This is a genomic window from Pseudomonas sp. SLBN-26, assembly GCF_006715895.1.
Lineage (GTDB): Bacteria > Pseudomonadota > Gammaproteobacteria > Pseudomonadales > Pseudomonadaceae > Metapseudomonas > Metapseudomonas otitidis.
The window spans coordinates 4313837-4330532 of sequence record NZ_VFOB01000001.1; the positions used below are offsets into that span (position 1 = coordinate 4313837).

The 16696-nt window shown below is 70.4% G+C and carries 15 protein-coding genes; 4 read left to right on the forward strand and 11 right to left on the reverse strand.

All coding sequences use genetic code 11. The features are described 5' to 3' along the window. The first annotated feature begins 182 nt into the window (after positions 1–182). The 4 genes from FBY21_RS19960 to FBY21_RS19975 all read left to right on the forward strand — a co-directional run bounded on the left by FBY21_RS19960 (position 183) and on the right by FBY21_RS19975 (position 3673). Positions 183–995, forward strand: a complete 813-nt coding sequence (locus tag FBY21_RS19960; protein ID WP_142013165.1) for a hypothetical protein — start codon at positions 183–185, stop codon at positions 993–995. 179 nt (positions 996–1174) lie between these two features. Next, on the forward strand, positions 1175–2182 hold the full coding sequence (locus FBY21_RS19965) for a methionine ABC transporter ATP-binding protein (protein WP_044403850.1): 1008 nt from the start codon (positions 1175–1177) through the stop codon (positions 2180–2182). Next, complete coding sequence (locus FBY21_RS19970; RefSeq protein WP_044403853.1) at positions 2182–2847, forward strand: methionine ABC transporter permease; 666 nt, start codon at positions 2182–2184, stop codon at positions 2845–2847. The genes FBY21_RS19965 and FBY21_RS19970 overlap by 1 nt, the downstream gene beginning before the upstream one ends. Positions 2848–2902: 55 nt before the next feature. Then, complete coding sequence (locus tag FBY21_RS19975) at positions 2903–3673, forward strand: MetQ/NlpA family ABC transporter substrate-binding protein (protein WP_074969941.1); 771 nt, start codon at positions 2903–2905, stop codon at positions 3671–3673. A gap of 465 nt (positions 3674–4138) precedes the next feature. On the opposite strand, the gene FBY21_RS19980 is transcribed toward FBY21_RS19975, so the two are convergent. From FBY21_RS19980 to cyoE, 11 genes are all read right to left on the reverse strand, one after another. Beyond that, positions 4139–4540: a YbaN family protein gene (locus FBY21_RS19980; protein WP_044403858.1), complete on the reverse strand. Its 402-nt coding sequence runs from the start codon at positions 4538–4540 to the stop codon at positions 4139–4141. Further along, a complete protein-coding gene (locus FBY21_RS19985; protein ID WP_044403861.1) occupies positions 4533–5126 on the reverse strand; it encodes a biliverdin-producing heme oxygenase in 594 nt (197 codons plus the stop codon). The genes FBY21_RS19980 and FBY21_RS19985 overlap by 8 nt, the downstream gene beginning before the upstream one ends. A gap of 116 nt (positions 5127–5242) precedes the next feature. Beyond that, positions 5243–6577 carry a TolC family outer membrane protein gene (locus tag FBY21_RS19990; protein WP_107330552.1) on the reverse strand — a complete coding sequence of 445 codons (1335 nt, stop codon included), beginning with the start codon at positions 6575–6577 and terminating at the stop codon, positions 5243–5245. Beyond that, on the reverse strand, positions 6577–7899 hold the full coding sequence (locus FBY21_RS19995) for an HlyD family type I secretion periplasmic adaptor subunit (RefSeq protein WP_142013167.1): 1323 nt from the start codon (positions 7897–7899) through the stop codon (positions 6577–6579). The genes FBY21_RS19990 and FBY21_RS19995 overlap by 1 nt, the downstream gene beginning before the upstream one ends. Before the next feature lie 13 nt (positions 7900–7912). Beyond that, positions 7913–9688 (reverse strand): type I secretion system permease/ATPase, encoded by a 1776-nt coding sequence (locus FBY21_RS20000; RefSeq protein WP_142013170.1) that lies wholly within the window; start codon positions 9686–9688, stop codon positions 7913–7915. A gap of 156 nt (positions 9689–9844) precedes the next feature. Further along, a complete protein-coding gene (locus tag FBY21_RS20005; protein WP_044410248.1) occupies positions 9845–10447 on the reverse strand; it encodes a heme acquisition protein HasA in 603 nt (200 codons plus the stop codon). 77 nt (positions 10448–10524) lie between these two features. Continuing rightward, complete coding sequence (locus tag FBY21_RS20010) at positions 10525–13185, reverse strand: TonB-dependent receptor (protein WP_222119528.1); 2661 nt, start codon at positions 13183–13185, stop codon at positions 10525–10527. Positions 13186–13332: 147 nt separating this feature from the next. After that, the gene (locus FBY21_RS20015; protein ID WP_142013172.1) at positions 13333–14322 is read right to left on the reverse strand and encodes a FecR family protein; all 990 of its coding nucleotides are present in this window, start codon (positions 14320–14322) and stop codon (positions 13333–13335) included. Positions 14323–14389: 67 nt separating this feature from the next. Beyond that, complete coding sequence (locus FBY21_RS20020; RefSeq protein ID WP_044410239.1) at positions 14390–14902, reverse strand: RNA polymerase sigma factor; 513 nt, start codon at positions 14900–14902, stop codon at positions 14390–14392. An 84-nt stretch (positions 14903–14986) separates the two neighbouring features. Then, positions 14987–15622 carry an SCO family protein gene (locus FBY21_RS20025; protein WP_044410236.1) on the reverse strand — a complete coding sequence of 212 codons (636 nt, stop codon included), beginning with the start codon at positions 15620–15622 and terminating at the stop codon, positions 14987–14989. A gap of 147 nt (positions 15623–15769) precedes the next feature. Further along, positions 15770–16675: a heme o synthase gene (gene cyoE, locus FBY21_RS20030; RefSeq protein ID WP_074969925.1), complete on the reverse strand. Its 906-nt coding sequence runs from the start codon at positions 16673–16675 to the stop codon at positions 15770–15772. Positions 16676–16696 lie beyond the last annotated feature (21 nt).

Consider the following 16696-nt stretch of genomic DNA (forward strand, 5'->3'; position numbering starts at 1 on the left):
GCCGGCCCGGTCGGCCGGAAAGGCCGGACCCGCCTCGGCTGATTTTCCCGACGGCCGGCGAACGCCAGGCCAGGCAACGGGTCTGATAGCACGCTGAGGGCAGGCCCGCGCCTACACTTTTGTCCTGCCCGGTCGCGCCGTGTAGAATTGCGCGTTTTTTGAACAAACCGAGAATCGCAGGAATGAAGCCGTTCGCAACCCGATACCTTCCCGTTATCGCGATTTCCCTGCTGTTAGCCGCGTGCCAGAGCAAACCCCAGGACACCGTCATCCCCGCCGATGAACTGGTCACCCGTTTCCGCCAGCTCGACCTGACCCTGGCCAACGGCCAGCTCGCCGAGGCCGAGACCCAGCTCAAGGCCTTGCAGACCAGCGCCGCCGGCGACACCCGCCTCGAGCAGTACCAGCGCCAGCTCTCCGAAGCCTGGCTGAAGAAGGGCCAGGCCGCCCTGCAGCAGGGTGACCTCAACAGCGCCACCACCGCCCTCAGCCACGCCCGCAGCCTGATGCCCCAGGCCCCGGCGCTGACCACCGGCCTGGACGGCGCCATCGCCCACGCCCGAGCCAGCGAAAGCGAGCGTGCCGCCCAACTGGCCGCCGCCCGTGAAGCCGCCGCCCGTGCCGAGCAGGCGCGCCAGCAGCAGCTCGCCGCCCAGCGCCAGGCCGCCACCCCGGCGCCCCAGGCCCAGCCGGTGGAGGAGAAGCCCGCCGCCCCCGCACGCCCGGTGCGCCGTGTCGCCAACGACGTGGCCCTGCCGATGCTGGACAACGACGACAACGAGCGCCTGCGCAGCCTGCTCGACGCAGTGGCCGCCGACGTGGTCGCCTTCGACTGCGACGTGCGCCTGCATGTGCGCGAAGCCAAGCAGTACCCCTGGGTGGTGGCCCTGCTCCAGGCCCGGGTGAAGAAGCTCGACCCTACCTACAAGCTGCGCCTGGCCCACAGCATCGACCCCAGCCAGACCCCGCGCCTGCAACTGAACCCCGCACGCTGATCCCCCGCGCCCGGCCCCCTCGCGGGCCGGGCCGCAAAACCCCGCTTTCGCCCCCGCGTTATTCCAAGTGGCTATACCCCTAGGCCGACAAAGATTTTCGGCCACACCCCGCGAAGCGGTAGACTACGCGGCTTTTTAGGCCCCATCGGGCCCCCGAGAGCCCCACAAGGTTTCCCTACGTGATCGAATTCCATGACGTCCACAAGGCGTATCGAGTCGAAGGCCGCGACATCCCCGCGCTGCGACCGACCGACCTGAGCGTGGCCCAAGGCGAAGTGTTCGGCCTGATCGGCCATTCCGGTGCCGGCAAGAGCACCCTGCTGCGGCTGATCAACCGGCTGGAGGAGCCCAGCGGCGGGCGCATCGTCATTGACGGCGAAGACATCACCGCCCTCGACGCCGAAGGCCTGCGGCGCTTCCGCCAGCGCGTCGGCATGATCTTCCAGCACTTCAACCTGCTGTCCTCCAAGACCGTCGCCGACAACGTCGCCCTGCCGCTGAAGCTGGCCGGCGAACTGTCCCGCGCCGAGATCGAGCAGCGCGTCGAGGAACTGCTGGCCCGGGTCGGCCTCGCCGCCCACGCCCGCAAGTACCCCGCCCAGCTTTCCGGCGGGCAGAAACAGCGCGTCGGCATCGCCCGCGCCCTCGCCACCCGACCGAAGATCCTGCTCTGCGACGAGGCCACCAGCGCCCTCGACCCGCAGACCACCGGCCAGGTCCTGCAGCTGCTGGCGGAGATCAACCGCGAGCTGAACCTGACCATCGTCCTCATCACCCACGAGATGGACGTGATCCGCCGCGTGTGCGACCGCGTTGCGGTGATGGACGCCGGCGTCATCGTCGAGCAGGGCCCGGTGGCCGACGTCTTCCTCCACCCGCAGCACCCCACCACCCAGCGCTTCGTCCAGGAGGACGAGCAGGTGGACGAAGGCGAGCAGCGCGAGGACTTCGCCCACGTCCAGGGCCGCATCCTGCGCCTGACCTTCCAGGGCGAAGCCACCTACGCCCCGCTGCTGGGCACCGTCGCCCGCCAGACCGGGGTGGACTTCAGCATCCTGGCCGGGCGCATCGACCGCATCAAGGACACCCCCTACGGCCAGCTGACCCTGGCCCTCACCGGCGGCGACATCGAGGCCGCGCTGGCCTGCTTCCGTGAAGCGGACGTTCACCTGGAGGTCCTGCGCTGATGAACGAACTCATCGCCAACATCGACTGGTACGAAATCTGGCTGGCCAGCCTCGACACCCTCATGATGCTGGGCGGCTCGCTGCTGTTCACCGTCCTGCTGGGCCTGCCGCTGGGCGTGCTGCTGTTCCTCACCAGCCCGCGCCAGCTGTTCGAGAACCGCGCCGTCTACAGCCTGCTGTCGCTGGTGGTGAACGTGCTGCGCTCGCTGCCGTTCATCATCCTGCTGATCGTGATGATCCCCTTCACCGTCCTCATCACCGGCACCTCCCTGGGTGTCGCCGGCGCCATCCCGCCGCTGGTGGTGGGCGCCACGCCGTTCTTCGCCCGCCTGGTGGAAACCGCCCTGCGCGAAGTGGACCGCGGCATCATCGAAGCCACCCAGGCCATGGGCGCCACCACCCGCCAGATCGTGGTCAACGCCCTGCTGCCGGAAGCCCGGCCGGGCATCATCGCCGCCATCACCGTCACCGCCATCACCCTGGTGTCCTACACCGCCATGGCCGGCGTGGTGGGCGCGGGCGGCCTCGGCGACCTGGCCATCCGCTTCGGCTACCAGCGCTTCCAGACCGACGTCATGGTGGTCACCGTGGTCCTGCTGCTGGTGCTGGTGCAGATCCTGCAGACCGTCGGCGACAAGCTGGTGGTGCATTTCTCCCGCAAATGAAAGGATGGCCGGCGTCCACCCGACCCGGCCCTCGCATTCCCATAAGGAGCGTTCCATGAAAAAACTGCTGGTGGCCGCTGCCGCCTTCGCCGCCCTCTCCGCCCAGGCCGACACCCTGACCGTGGCCGCCACCCCGGTGCCCCACGCGGAGATCCTCGAATTCATCAAGCCCCAGCTGGCCAAGGAAGGCGTGGACCTGAAGATCAAGGTCTTCACCGACTACGTGCAGCCCAACGTGCAGGTGGCCGAGAAGCGCCTGGACGCCAACTTCTTCCAGCACCAGCCGTACCTGGATGAGTTCAACAAGTCCAAGGGCACCCAGCTGGTGAGCGTCGCCGGCGTGCACATCGAGCCCTTCGGCGCCTACTCCAGCAAGATCAAGAAGCTCGACGAACTGCCCCAGGGCGCCTCGGTGGTCATCCCCAACGACGCCACCAACGGCGGCCGTGCCCTGCTGCTGCTGGCCAAGGCCGGCGTGATCACCCTCAAGCCCGAGGCCGGCATCACCGCCACCCCCAAGGACATCGCCGAGAACCCCAAGGGCATCAAGGTGCGTGAACTGGAAGCGGCCACCCTGCCGCGCGTCCTGACCCAGGTCGACCTGGCCCTGATCAACACCAACTACGCCCTGGAAGCCAAGCTGAACCCCACCAAGGACGCCCTGGCCATCGAAGGCAGCGACTCGCCCTACGTGAACATCCTGGTATCCCGCGCGGACAACAAGGACAGCGCCGACATGCAGAAGCTGGCCAAGGCCCTGCACAGCCCCGAGGTGAAGAAGTTCATCGAGGAGAAGTACAAGGGCGCCGTGGTACCGGCGTTCTGATCGCTTCCCGGTCATGAAGAAGCCCGCTCATCGAGCGGGCTTTTTTGTGGCTGTGCCGCCGTTCCTCGGTTGCCACCCCCTGAGAACCCTGCAGCCACGCGCTCCCGGCACTCCTCTTGGAGGGCAGAGTGGTGCAGATCCGAAGCGCACGCTGACGTCGTGTCAGGCGACCAAGGGGAAGCGGGGACACTGCCCCTTCAGGAGGCCGAGCGCAGTCGTTGCGCAGGGGGACGAGCGGCATGGATGCCGCGAGAGGCGCGCCAGGCCAGGGATGGCCCATCGCGCCGGCCCCCGTAGCAGCGACGGAGCGAGGGGAGTCCCGCGAAGCGGGACCCGGATGCAGGGGCGAGCCCTTTTGGTTACTTTTCTGGGCGATTGAGAAAAGTGACTCGCCTGGGAAGGCGAAACAGAACGCATCAGCACACGCGATAACGAGCTGGGCTCGAATACCTCAAGCAGTTGGCATCACTGCGATGCGACCACCCGCTCCGGCCGCGACCAGATCCACGCGGCCCCGAACGCCATCCCCACTCCGGCCATGACCACCGACGGCGTGTGCGACACGGTGCAGGCCATCAACGTCAACCCCAGGCTCATGCTGACGCTGGCCGCCAGCTTGGTGCGGCGGGTGATCACCCCGCCACGGCGCCAGTTGCGCAGCGGCGGGCCCAGCAGGCGGTGGTTCTCCAGCCAGGCGCTGAGGCGCGGCGAGCCGCGGGAGGCGGCCCAGGCCGCCAGCAGCACGAACTCGGTGGTGGGCAGCCCCGGCAGCACCACGCCCAGCAGCGCCAGGCCGATGGCCAGGTAGGCCAGGGCCACCCACAGCCAGCGCAGGCGGCCAGGTGTGGGGGCGGGGGTATCAGGCAAAGCAGCGTTCCAGGTGGTCGGTGAAGCGGTTGAACGCCGCGATGGCGGCGGCCTCGGCCAGGCGCTCCTGCTCGGCGTCCAGCGCCAGGCCGTCGAGGGTGGCGACGAAGGCCTTCCAGCCCTGGGCGCGGCCGCCGGCCGGCTCGCCCAGGTGGCGGGCGCCGAAGGTGTCGGAAAGGCCCAGGCCCTCGGCACGCTTGTAGAGGAACGCCGCGCCGAGCTTGGAACCCTCGGAAACGAACAGCCAGCCCAGGGCCGCGCCCAGGCTCAGCCCGACGGTGGGCGCCTCGCCCTCGACCGCCGGCAGCGGGTGGCCCAGGTCCGCCAGGTCGGCCTTGGCCTGCTCGTGACGGGCACGGGCCGGCAGGTCCTCGAACAGCTGGCCCAGGCTGGCGTCGGCGTATAGCCCGGCCAGGTCCATCTGGAACAGGTACTGCGCCGCGACGAAGCGGGCGAAGTGCTCACGCTTGCCGAACGGGTCGTGGCTCTTCACCAGCGCGTCCAGGCGGCTGTGGGGCTCGTGGGTGACCTGGTTCAGGCGCTGGGAGCGCAGGGGATGGGACAGTTGCGGCTGGGATGCGGTCATGGCGATGTCTCGATTCGAGTGAACTGCCCAGGCGAAGCGCCGGGCCTTTCACACATGACGTTTTAGCGAACGAGACTCAGTAAAAATAATTGGACAGCGCCGTCATACCGTGTCGGCTAGCCCCGCGCCTCGTCGCTGAAATACCCCGCCAGCGCCTCCAGGTCCCCCGGCACCAGTTGCCCCGCCAGATACCGCAGCTGCAGCCATGCGCGCAGGTAGCCGTAGCGCGCCTGGGCCAGGTCGCGGCGGGCGCTGTAGAGCTGCTGCTCGGCATCCAGCACGTCGAGGTTGACCCGCTCGCCCCCGGCCACGCTGCGCCGGGTCGCTTCGATCAGGGTGCTGGCGGACTCCACCGCCAGGGCGTAGGCGCGCAGCTTGGCGGCGCTGCTGGCGCAGAGGTTGAACTGCTGGCGCAGCTGGTTGAGGGTCTCGGCGGTCTGCGCGTCGAGGCTGTGGCTGGCCTGCTCCACCTCGGCCACGGCGCGGCGGGTGGAGGCGCTGACGGCGCCCCCGGCGAACAGCGGCAGGCTGATCTGCAGGCCGATGCTGTCGGTGTCGTATTCCTGGTTGTAGGTGCTCTCGGAGCCGGAGCGGGTCTTGCTGGTGCTGGCGTAGGCGCTGACGGTGGGCAGGTGCCCGGCGCGGTTGCGCTCCACCGCGTAGCGGGCCCGGTCGAGGGCGTGGCGCTGGGCGGCCAGCTCCGGATTGGCGGCCAGGGCGAGGTCGCGCCAGGTCTCGAATCGCGCCGGTTGCAGCGGCTGCAGGGTGAAGTCCTCCGCCAGCGGGGTGAGGTCCTGCACCGCCAGGGGCTCGCCGACGATGGCCTGCAATTGGCGCAGGGCGGCGTCGAGGTTATCCACAGCCTCGATCTCCTGGGCGCGGGCTAGCTCCAGGCGGGCGCCGGTTTCCAGCAGGTCGGTGCGGGTGCCTTCGCCGGCCTGGAACAGCCGCTGGTTGAGCTGCAGCTGCTCGGCATAGGCGCGGCGCTGGGCCTGGACCAGGGCGATCTGGTCCTGGGCGAACAGCGCCTCGCTGTAGGCGCTGAACAGGCGCACCAAGAGTTCCTGGCTGCGCCCGCGGTAGCGCGCGTCGGCCATCAGCGCCTCGGCCTCGCCCTGGCGGTAGGCGGCCCAGGCGGCGTAGTCGAACAGCGGCTGCTGCAGAGTCAGGGTGGAGGCGCGGCTGCGGTAGTCACGCTGGCTGGTGACGTTGCCCTGGGTGCTGGCCTGGGTCACTTCGGAGTCATTGCGCGCGCTGCTGTAGCTGTAGGACAGCGTCGGCAGCAGCCCGGCCCGGCCAATGGCGCGGGCCTCCTGGCCGGCATCGCGCTCGGCCAGGGCGGCTTGCAGGGTCGGGTCGTTGCGCAGGGCCAGGGCGTAGGCGTCGCGCAGGTCGAGGGCGCTGGCCGGCCAGGCGAGCGCCAGCAGCAGGGCGGGGAGCAGGGCGCGCATCAGTCCTCCGACAGGGCTAGGTGCAGGCGGTCGGCCAGGGGCTTGAACAGGTAGTTGAGCAGCGAGCGCTCGCCGGTGCGGACGAACGCCTGCACCGGCATGCCCGGGCGGATGTCGAGGCCGGCCAGTTCCCGGGCACCGTCCTCGCTGACGCGGATGCGCACCTGGTAGTAGGGCTCGCGGGTCTGCTCGTCGAGCAGGCGGTCGGCGGACACCAGCACCAGCTCGCCGGGCACCCGGGGCGTGCTGCTCTGGTTGAAGGCGGCGAACAGCAGCTCCACCGGCAGGCCGGGGCGCAGGCGGTCCACCAGCTCCACCGGGGCGCGGGCGTCCACCAGCAGCGGCGCATCGCGGGGCACCACCTCCATCAGTTGCTGGCCGGGGGCGATGACCCCGCCGGGGGTGAACACCGCCAGCCCCACCAGGGTGCCGGCCACCGGGGCGCGCACCTCGGTGTGGGCCAGTTCGAACTCGGCGCTGGCCAGGCGGCTGGCCAGTTCGCCGAGGCGCAGGCGGTTCTCCACCTGCTGCTGGTGCAGGTCGCGGCGGTACTCCTCGGCCTGCTGGCGTTCGCGCCAGCCCAGCTCCTGCACCTGCTGGCGGGCGTGGCCGATGGCGCCGACGGCTTCGCCCAGCTCCCCGTCGAGCTGGGCCAGCAGGCGCTCGTTCTCCAGCAGGCGGTTGCGCGGGATGTAGCCCTCCTGCGCCAGCCCGCGCAGCCCCTGGAGCTGCTGCTGCAGGGCTTCGCGCTGTTCGCGGCGGTAGCGCTGGGCGCTCTCCAGCCCGGCGAGGTGGGCGCGGGCACCGGCCAGCCCCTCGCGCAGGGCGGCCTGTTGCAGGCGCTGGGCTTCGCGGCGGCTGGCGAACAGCTGCTGGTGCAGGGCCTGGCTGGCCTGCATGTCGGGGTCGTCGGCCGGCAGGCTCGGCGGGAAGCGCAGCTGCGCCTGCCCTTCGGTTTCGGCCGCCAGGCGCACGGCGGCGGCCTGGGCGTCGCGGTATTGCTGGCGCAGGGTGTCGCGTTCGGCGCGCGGGCGGGTGGCGTCGAGGGTGAGCAGCACCTGGCCGGCGCTCACGGCCTCGCCGTCGTGCACCAGCAGGCGCGCCACCACGCCGCCGGTGGGGTGCTGCACGGCCTGGCGGTGGCCGGCGACCACCACGCTGCCGCTGACGGCGACGCCCTTGTCCAGCGGGGCGAGGGCAGCCCAGAGCAAAAAGCCGCCGAAGCCGGCCAGCACCAGCCAGCGGCCGAGCCGCGCGGGGCGGTGGTCGTCGAGGGGCAGCACATCGGCCAGGGGGCGGGGGGCATCGGGCAAGGCGGGCATGGCAATCCTCGGCTCAGGAGCGGGTGGCATCCAGGCGGTAGTTGAGGCTGTAGGCGGAGGCGGCCCGGCGGGGGGCGGGCGCAGGGGCCGGGGCGACGGCGGGCGGTGCAGCGGCGGGCTCGCGCTGCAGGGCCTGGAGCACCCGCGCGGCGGGGCCGAAGGCCTGCATCTGGCCGCCCTTGAGCACCAACAGGTGGTCGACGCTGGCCAGCAGGCTGGGCTTGTGGGTGATCAGCACGCGGGTGCGGCCGGCTTCGCCCAGGCGGGCGAGGGCGTCCAGCAGGGCGTGTTCGCCGTCTTCGTCGAGGTTGGCGTTGGGCTCGTCCAGCACCACCAGGGCCGGCAGCCGGTAGAGCGCGCGGGCCAGGCCGATGCGCTGGCGCTGCCCGCCGGAAAGGCCGGCGCCGCCCTCGCCCAGGCGCGTGTCGTAGCCCTCGGGCAGGCGCAGGATGAGTTCGTGCACGCCGGCCAGGCGCGCGGCCGCCACCACCTGCTCGGGGTCCGGCTCGGCGAAGCGGGCGATGTTCTCGGCCACGCTGCCGGCGAACAGTTGCACGTCCTGGGGCAGGTAGCCGATGTGGTCGCCCAGGCGCTCGCGGTCGGCCTGGGCGAGGTCGGCGCCGTCCAGGCGGACCTTGCCGCCGGCCGGCTCGGCGGCACCCACCAGCAGGCGCGCCAGGCTGGACTTGCCGGAACCGGAGGCGCCGATGATGCCGAGGGACTGCCCGGCCTCCAGGGCAAAGCCGATGGCGGCCAGGCAGGGTCGCCGGCTGCCGGGGGCGAAGGCGGACAGCTGCTCCACCTCCAGCGCGCCCCGTGGCGCCGGCAGGGGCATGCCGGCACGGCGTGGCGGCTCGGCCTGCAACAGGGCCTGCAGGCGCTGCCAGGCGTCGCGGGCGCCGCTCCACTGGCGCCACACGGCGATCAGCTGGTCGATGGGCGCCAGCACCCGCGCCATGAGGATCGAGCCGGCGATCATCATCCCCGGGGTGATCAGGTGTTCCAGCGCCAGCCAGGCGCCGAGCCCCAGCACCAGGGACTGCAGACCCAGGCGCACGCCCTTGGAGAGGGCACCGACGGCGGCCATGCGTTCGCTGGCCAGCCCCTGGCAGGCGAGGAAGCCACGGTGCTGCGCCAGCCAGCGCGCCCGCAGGCGGCCGAGCATGCCCATGGCGTCGATGGCCTCGCCGTTGCGCAGGTGCCCGGTGGCCTGCTGACTGGCCTGTTGCGCCAGTCGCCCGGCCTGCTGCAACAGGCCGTGGCTGACCCGCTCGTTGAGCCAGGCCAGGGCCACCAGCGCCAGGGCGCCGACCAGGGCGAAGAGGCCGAGCCAGGGGCTGAACAGGCCGATCACCACCAGGTACACCGGGAACCAGGGGGCGTCGAAGAAGGCGAACAGCGCCGGCCCGGTGGCGAACTGGCGCAGGCTGTTGAGGTCGGCCAGGGCCTGGGCCGGGCTGGCACCGCTGCGGCTCGCGGCGCGGTAGGCGGCGTCGTGGACGCGGGCGTTGAAGGCCATGTCCAGGCGCGCACCGAGGCGGATCACCACCAGGCTGCGCAGCCACTCCAGCGCGCCCATGAAGGCGAACAGGCCGAGGGCCATGAGGGTCAGCATCAGCAGCGTCATGGCGTTGCCCGAGGCCAGGACGCGGTCGTAGACCTGCAGCATGTACAGCGCCGGCACCAGCATCAGCAGGTTGATCACGGCGGTGAACAGGCCGACGTTGAGCAGCGCCGGGCGGCTGGCGGCCAGGGCCTGGCGCAGGTCATCAGGGTGAAGGGTGGTCATGGACGGCCCCAGGGGCGCCGGCGGCAGGTTGACGCCCACCCCGGCGGCTCACAGAATTCGCACCCTCCGCAGCCCTCGCCCGCCAAGACTCGGGCTGCGGGGGTCACTCCACGCGAATGGGGGTCACCCTCCATTCGCGTCTCCTTTTCCCGCCGATCAGGCCGCCAGGGCCAGGTCGTCCAGCGGCTGCTGCAGGCCCACCGCTTCGGCCGGTGCCACGCTCAGCGGGCCGGCTGCCAGGGCGGCCGCCACGGCGTCGAAGGTGCTGGCGGTGGACACGCCGTAGTCGTCCAGCAGGTCGTTCAGCACGCTTTCCAGGGCGCTGGTGTTGCCGCCCATCAGGCCGTAGACCACCTGGTGGACCGCGCCGGCGTGGCCTTCGCTGAGCAGGCTCGACAGCCCCAGGCCGCTGAAGCTGGCCTCTTCCTTGCCCGCGCCGAACTCGAAGCCCGAGGCGGTCTTGGTCAGGTCGCTGCCCAGGGACACGCTGTCCAGGTTGCCGTACAGGGTGTGGGCCGGGCTGGAGAACAGCGAGTAGCTGAGGTTGCCTTCGGCGACGAAGCCGGCGTCGCTGTTGGGGCTGGTCAGGGCGTACTCGGTGCCGCTGAGGGCGCCGGGGTAGAAGCCGCCGGTATTGACGCCGTCCTGCACCTGGCCGGGGCGGTGGTTGGCATCGCCGAAGTAGCCGGCCCAGTCGGCCAGGTAGTCGGTGATGGTCCAGCTGGCGTAGGTGGCGGAGTAGGAAATCGAAAGGCTCATGCAGTGTCTCCAGTTGAGGTTTCCGCCGCGCGGCACGGCGCTGCGCGACGGCTTTGCCCGTCATGGGCAAATCCGGGTCAGAAGGTGTATTCCACGGTGCCCTGCAGGGTGCGGCCCCGGCCGAGGGTGAAGGCGAGCACGTCCCCCAGGGGCACCAGGTAGGCGCGGTCGGTGACGTTTTCCAGGGCCAGGCGCAGGGTCAGGTTGTCGGTGGCCTTGTAGCTGCCGTAGAGGTCGTAGACGGTGTAGGCCTTCCAGTCCGCCGGGTAGACCTGCTCGCGTGCGGCGGCGTCGCCGGCGTCCAGGGCGTAGCCCTCGCTGTAGCGGGCCCGCGCGCCGAGGTCGAGGCGGCCGTCGAGCAGGCGGGTGCCGAGGGTCAGGCTGCCGCGGTCCATGGGCATGTGCTCGGCGCTGCCCATGTGGCCGCCGCAGCTCACCATGGCGTTGGCGGTGGCGTTGGGCACGTAGCCCGTCACCGGCGGACGGCGGCCGCTGCCGTAGACGGGGGACACCGCGCCGCCGAGCCAGGCCTCGTTCGAGCAGTACTCGTTCTCGCCGATCATGTGGGTGTAGGCGAGGTTGCCGTAGTAGGCGCCCATGTCGTAGTCGAGGGCGTACTCGACGCCCCGGAAGCGGGTGCTGGTGCGGTCGTTGACGTAGGCCGACACCCCCAGGGCGGCCACCCCCACCCCCGGGCGCTGCAGCCCGACCGACATGTAGGTGAAGTCGTCGATGCGGGTGTCGAAGTAGGCCACCTTCAGGCCCAGGGCATCGCCGTCGGTGAAGAGGTTCTGCTTGAAGATGTTGACCCCCACTTCCCAGGACTGGGAGCTTTCCGGCTTGAGGAAGGGGTTGGGGTACATGGTTTCCGCGCTGCTGCCGTGGGGCCGGCCGGAAATCAGCGTCTCGGTCACCGCCGGCGGGCGCCAGCCCTCGCCGTAGCGGGCGAAGAGCTGCAGCCAGTCCGGGCCGGGCTTGAGGGCGATGCCGAAGGTGGGCGAGAACGCGCCTTCCTCGCGGTCCACCTCGTAGCGCAGCGGGACGCTGTAGGTGGGGTTGCCGGGGGTGTTGAGGCGATAGAGGGTGATGTTGAAGCCCGTTTCGCCCTCCAGGTGGTAGCGGTCGTAGCGCAGGCCGGCGTCCAGGGTCAGCCAGTCGTCGTAGTCGAGCTGCAGGTTGGCGAACAGGCTGCCCATGGCGCGGTCGCCCTTGGGGGTCATGCCTTCGGACACCGGGAAGCCCACGGCGGAGCCGCTGGCCACGGCCTGGGTGGAGTCGGGGCGGACCTTGTCCTGGAAGTACTCCAGGCCGTAGTTGGCCTTGAGGGTGGTGAGCTCGCCGAGCAGGAAGGTGGAGGTGTTCTCCAGCTGCAGGCCGTAGGTGTCGGTCTGGTAGGTGATGGCGTAGCCGGCGCTGCTGCCACGGGCCAGGGTGGTCTGCCGGTTGCGGTTGTCGACGTGGTAGAGCTTGGCCTTGAAGTCCACCAGCAGGTCGTCGGGGCTGTAGCTGTAGTCCAGCGCGACGTTCTGCGACACCACGTTGCTGCTGCCGAGCTTCTCCCAGAGCTCGGCCTTCTCCACGTTCATCATGTTGGCGTCGTCGTAGGCCACCTGGGTGCGCAGGTAGCTGAGCTGCACGCGCTGGTCGGCCGGCAGGTTGAGGCCGAGCTTGGCCAGGCGCGAGCGCATGGTGGAGCCGGAGTAGGCCACGGGCGAGTGCTTGATGCGCTCCTCGACGCCAGGGTTGAAGCTGGAGCCGGTGCGCAGCTGGCCGATGCTGCCGTGGGTGCCGGGGTCGTAGTCGCCCAGGTGGCGCTCGCTGGCGGCGAAGAGGAGGTCGCCGACCTCGTTGCCCAGGGCAAAGGCACTGCTGCCGATGAAGTCGGTGCCGTTGGCGTAACCGCCCAGGCCGGTGGTGGCGCGCACGCGGCCGCCGAACTCCTTGCCTTCGTGGATAAAGTCGCGGGCGTTGAGGGTGCTGAACTCGGCCACCCCGCCGATCACCCCGGCGCCGCCCATGCCGGAGGTGGCGCCCTTCTCGATGGTCACGGCGGAGAGCAGTTCCGGGTCGATGTACATCGTGCCGTTGCGCTGCTGGTGGCCGCTCTGCTGGAAGTTCTGGCGCATGCCGTCGATGTTCATGTTGACCCGGCCGTAGTCCTGCAGGCCGCGGATGTTCACCGAGAGGCCCGGGTCCTGCTGGCTGACGGCGGTGTACACGCCGGCGCTCTGTTCGAGCATGTCGGCGGCGTGACGCGGCGGGTTGCGGTCCAGTTGCTCGCGGTCGATCACCGCCACCGAGCGGGGGGACTCGTAGACCCAGTCGTGGGCGTTGGCCTGGCCCTGCACCTGAGTGGCGCCCAGCTCCAGGACGTCGCCGCTGGCTTCGCGCACCAGGCTGACCTCACGCGGGGAGGTGAAGCGGAAGCTCACCGGGGTGCCCCGCAGCAGGCGGCGCAGGGCCTCGTCGGCGGCGTAGCGGCCCTGCACCGGGGCGCCCTGGAGGTCGGCGAAGCGCGAGGCGTCGAAGATCACCTGCACGCCGGACTGTTCGGCGAAAGTGAGCACCGCCTGGTCGAGGGCCTGGGCCGGGATGTCGAAGGCGACCTGGACGGCTTCGGCGTGGACCTGTTCCACCGCGACCAGGGGCAGGGCCCCCGCGCCGATCAGGGCCCAGTGTCCCCCCAAGACGAGCAGCGAACGGCGGAATCGCCGGCCCATCCCTTTGCGTGCGTTCATCGTGTGTTCCTGTGGCTGCTTGGTGTTGTTCGGTGAATGCAAATCACTCTCAACAGCAAGACGCGCCACTCACGCAAAGTCAGTAAAAGAAATTTCCGCGCGGGTGGGAGGGCAGGCCGCAGGCCCGTCGATACGGGCCCGGGAGGGTCAGTAGAGGAAGGTGGCGCCGGGCACGTCCAGGCGCTGGGCGTGCAGTTCGTGGGTGAGGGTGTCGAGGGCCTCGTCGAGGATGTCGAGGCGGAACACGCCGCTGACCTCCCGGCGCGCCAGGCGGGCGTCGGTGACCACCAGGCGGCGGGTGCGGTAGCGGTTGAGCTGTTCGGCCACCTCGGCCAGAGGCACCCGGTCGAACACCAGCACCCCGCGCCGCCAGCTGCTGGCCCGCTGCAGATCAAGCCCGAGCAGGGGCTGGATGCCCTGGACGCGGTCGTAGCGGGCGCTCTGGCCCTCGCTCAGTACCCGTTCACCGGGAACGCCTTCGAGGTTCACCGCGACGCTGTGTTCGAGCACGCCGACCCAGGCCCCTTGCCCGCGCTCCCCCACCAGGAAGCGGGTGCCGAGGGCGCGGGTGGTGCCACCGGCACTTTCCACCACGAAGGGCCGGCGTTCGTCACCCCCCATGGGCGCGACGCTGAAGCAGGCTTCCCCGGCCAGCAGGCGGACGCGCCGCTCGCCGTCGCTGTAGAGGACGTCGATGGCGCTGCGGGAGTCCAGCTCCACCTCGCTGCCGTCGGGCAGGGTGACCCGGCGTACCTCGCCGGTGCCGGAAGCGTAGTCGGCCAGCAGGGGCATCAGCAGCGGACGGCCCGCGTCCACGCCCAGCACCGCCACCAGCAGCAGCGCGGCGACCCCGCTGGCCCAGCGCCAGCGACGGCGCGTGCGGGGGGCCGGGCGCGCGGCGTCCCTGGGTGCACGACGGCGCGACGGTTCACCGGCAGCCGGTTCGTCGGCCAGTTGGCCAAGGGCGTCCCAGGTGGCCTGGGCGAAGGCCAGCGCCTCGGGGTGGCGCGGGTCGGCCTGGCACCAGCGCGCCAGGGCCTCGGCCAGCGCCGGGTCCGGGTCGCCCTGGCTGAGGCGCACCGCCCAGTCGGCGGCTTCCTCGCGTATTTGCTGCTCCCGCAGGTGCTGGCTGATCACGTCGGTCTCTCGTTTCTCGTTATAGGAAGGCTGACGTTCGGGGACGCCATTCACCGTAAACCATCCGTCAGTCGCTCCGCGGGCCGTCCTGCAGGCGCTGCATGACATGGGCGAGGGCCTTGGCCAGGTGCTTCTGCACCGAGCTGTCGGAGATATCCAGCTGGCGCGCCACTTCGGCATGGGTCAGGCCGTGCAGGCGGTTGAGGCGGAAGATCTCGCGGGTGCGCGGCGGCAGCTCGGCCAGGGCTTCGCGCAGGCGGCGCCGATGCTGCTCGGCGGCGGCCTGTTCGTCCAGGGGCGGGGCGTCTTCGACGATCTCGTGCAGGGCTTCCTGGGGGACCAGGTCGGTGCGCCGGCGGGCCTGCTGGCGCACGTGGTCCACCAGCAGGTTGTGGGCAGTGCGGTAGAGGTAGGCGGGGCCGTTGTCGATGGCGTCCTTGCCGCGCTGCTCGGCCAGGCGCAGGAAGCTTTCCTGCACCAGGTCGGCGGCCAGTTGCGGGTCCCGTACCTTGCGCGTCAGCAGGCTGCGAAGGGCCTTGGCGTGCTGGATGAACAGGCTCTTGAGATCGGGCTCCGACAAGCGCGCTCCCTGGCTTTGACAGGAGAAGGGAGCGCCATCCTAGTTTTATTGAGAATCAATTTCAAATAAGAAATCGATACGGAATCAGCTGGCCGGGGTCACCAGAACCGGCAGCTGTTCCTTGAGCTTCTGGTTGTTCAGCGGGGCGCGGATGAAGCCGCGCTGGGTGCCGTCCGGGCCGATCACCACCAGGTTGCCGCTGTGGTCGACGGTGTAGTTTTCCTTGCTGGTGTCGGCCGGGATGAACGGGATGCTGACGGCGTTGGCCAGCTTCTGGATGCTGGCCAGCTCGCCGGTGGCGCCGAGGAAGGCCGGGTCGAAGTAGCCCAGGTACTGCTTGAGCTGCTGCGGGGTGTCGCGGTTGGGGTCGACGCTGACCATGACGATGCGCACGCGGTCGCGCGCGGCCTCGGGCAGCAGGCCCTTGAGCTCGCGCATCTGCGCCAGGGTGGTGGGGCAGATGTCGGGGCAGAAGGTGTAGCCGAAGAACAGCAGGCTCCATTTGTCCTTCAGTTCGTTCATGGCGATCGGCTTGCCGTCCTGGTCGGTCAGGCTGATGGCGGGCACGGTGCGCGGCTGGGGCAGCAGGACGATGCCGGCGTCGAGCAGGCGGGTGGGGTCGGCCTGGCGCTGGCCGTTGAGCACCTTGTTCACGGTCAGGCCCAGGACCAGGGCCACCAGGGCGATGAGGACGAATACGGTTTTCTGCACGCGGGTCATGGTTGCTCTTCGCTTGGAATGGGCGGTGCCGGCAAGCCTATCAGGCCCGGTGGGCCGGGGCTCGTCCGAACGCGGGGATGCGGCCTGCCCCTCGCGGCACTGGGCGCGAGGGGCGACGCATCAGGACCTACTCAGGGCCCGGGGGGCTCAGACCGCCAGCAGCAGGTAGTGATCCAGCAGCAGGGCGATGAAGAGCAGGAAAAGGTAGGCGATAGAGTACTTGAAGGTGCCGATGGCGGCGTGCGGTCGGCTGTCGCGGTAGAGCCTCCAGGCCCACTGCAGGAAGCGCCCGCCGAGCAGCACGGCGCAGGCCAGGTAGAGCAGCCCGCTCATGTGGATGGCGTAGGGCAGCAGGCTGACGGCGAACATCACCAGGGTGTAGAGGACGATGTGCACCTTGGTGTAGTGCTCGCCGTGGGTGACCGGGAGCATGGGGATGTCGGCCTTGGCGTACTCGGCCTTTCGGTGGATGGCCAGGGCCCAGAAGTGCGGCGGGGTCCAGGCGAAGATGATCAGCACCAGCAGCAGCGGCTCGGCGGAGACGTGGCCGGTAACGGCGACCCAGCCCAGCAGCGGCGGGGCGGCCCCGGCCAGCCCGCCGATGACGATGTTCTGCGGCGTGGCGCGCTTGAGGAAGCCGGTGTAGAGCACGGCGTAGCCCAGCAGCGAGGCGAGGGTGAGCCAGGCCGCCAGTTCGTTGGTGAAGCGCAGCAACAGGGCCAGGCCGGCCACCGCCAGCAACAGGGCGAAGGCCAGGGCCGCCAGCGGCGAGACGCGCCCGCTGACGACGGGGCGCTTGAGGGTGCGCGCCATGATGGCGTCGATGCGCCGGTCCACCACGTGGTTCACCGCCGCCGCCGCGCCGGCGCAGAGGGCGATACCGAGGTTGCCGAACACCAGGACCTCCCAGGCCACGCCGGCGCGGGTGGCGAGGAACATCCCCACCAGGGAGGTGATGATCATCAGCAGCACGACCTTGGGCTTGGTCAGTTCCAGGTAGTCCCGCCAAGTGGCGTGGACCTGGGTGTGTCCATGCTGGAGCAGCGTGGCCATGGCGTCTCTCCTTCTTCTTGT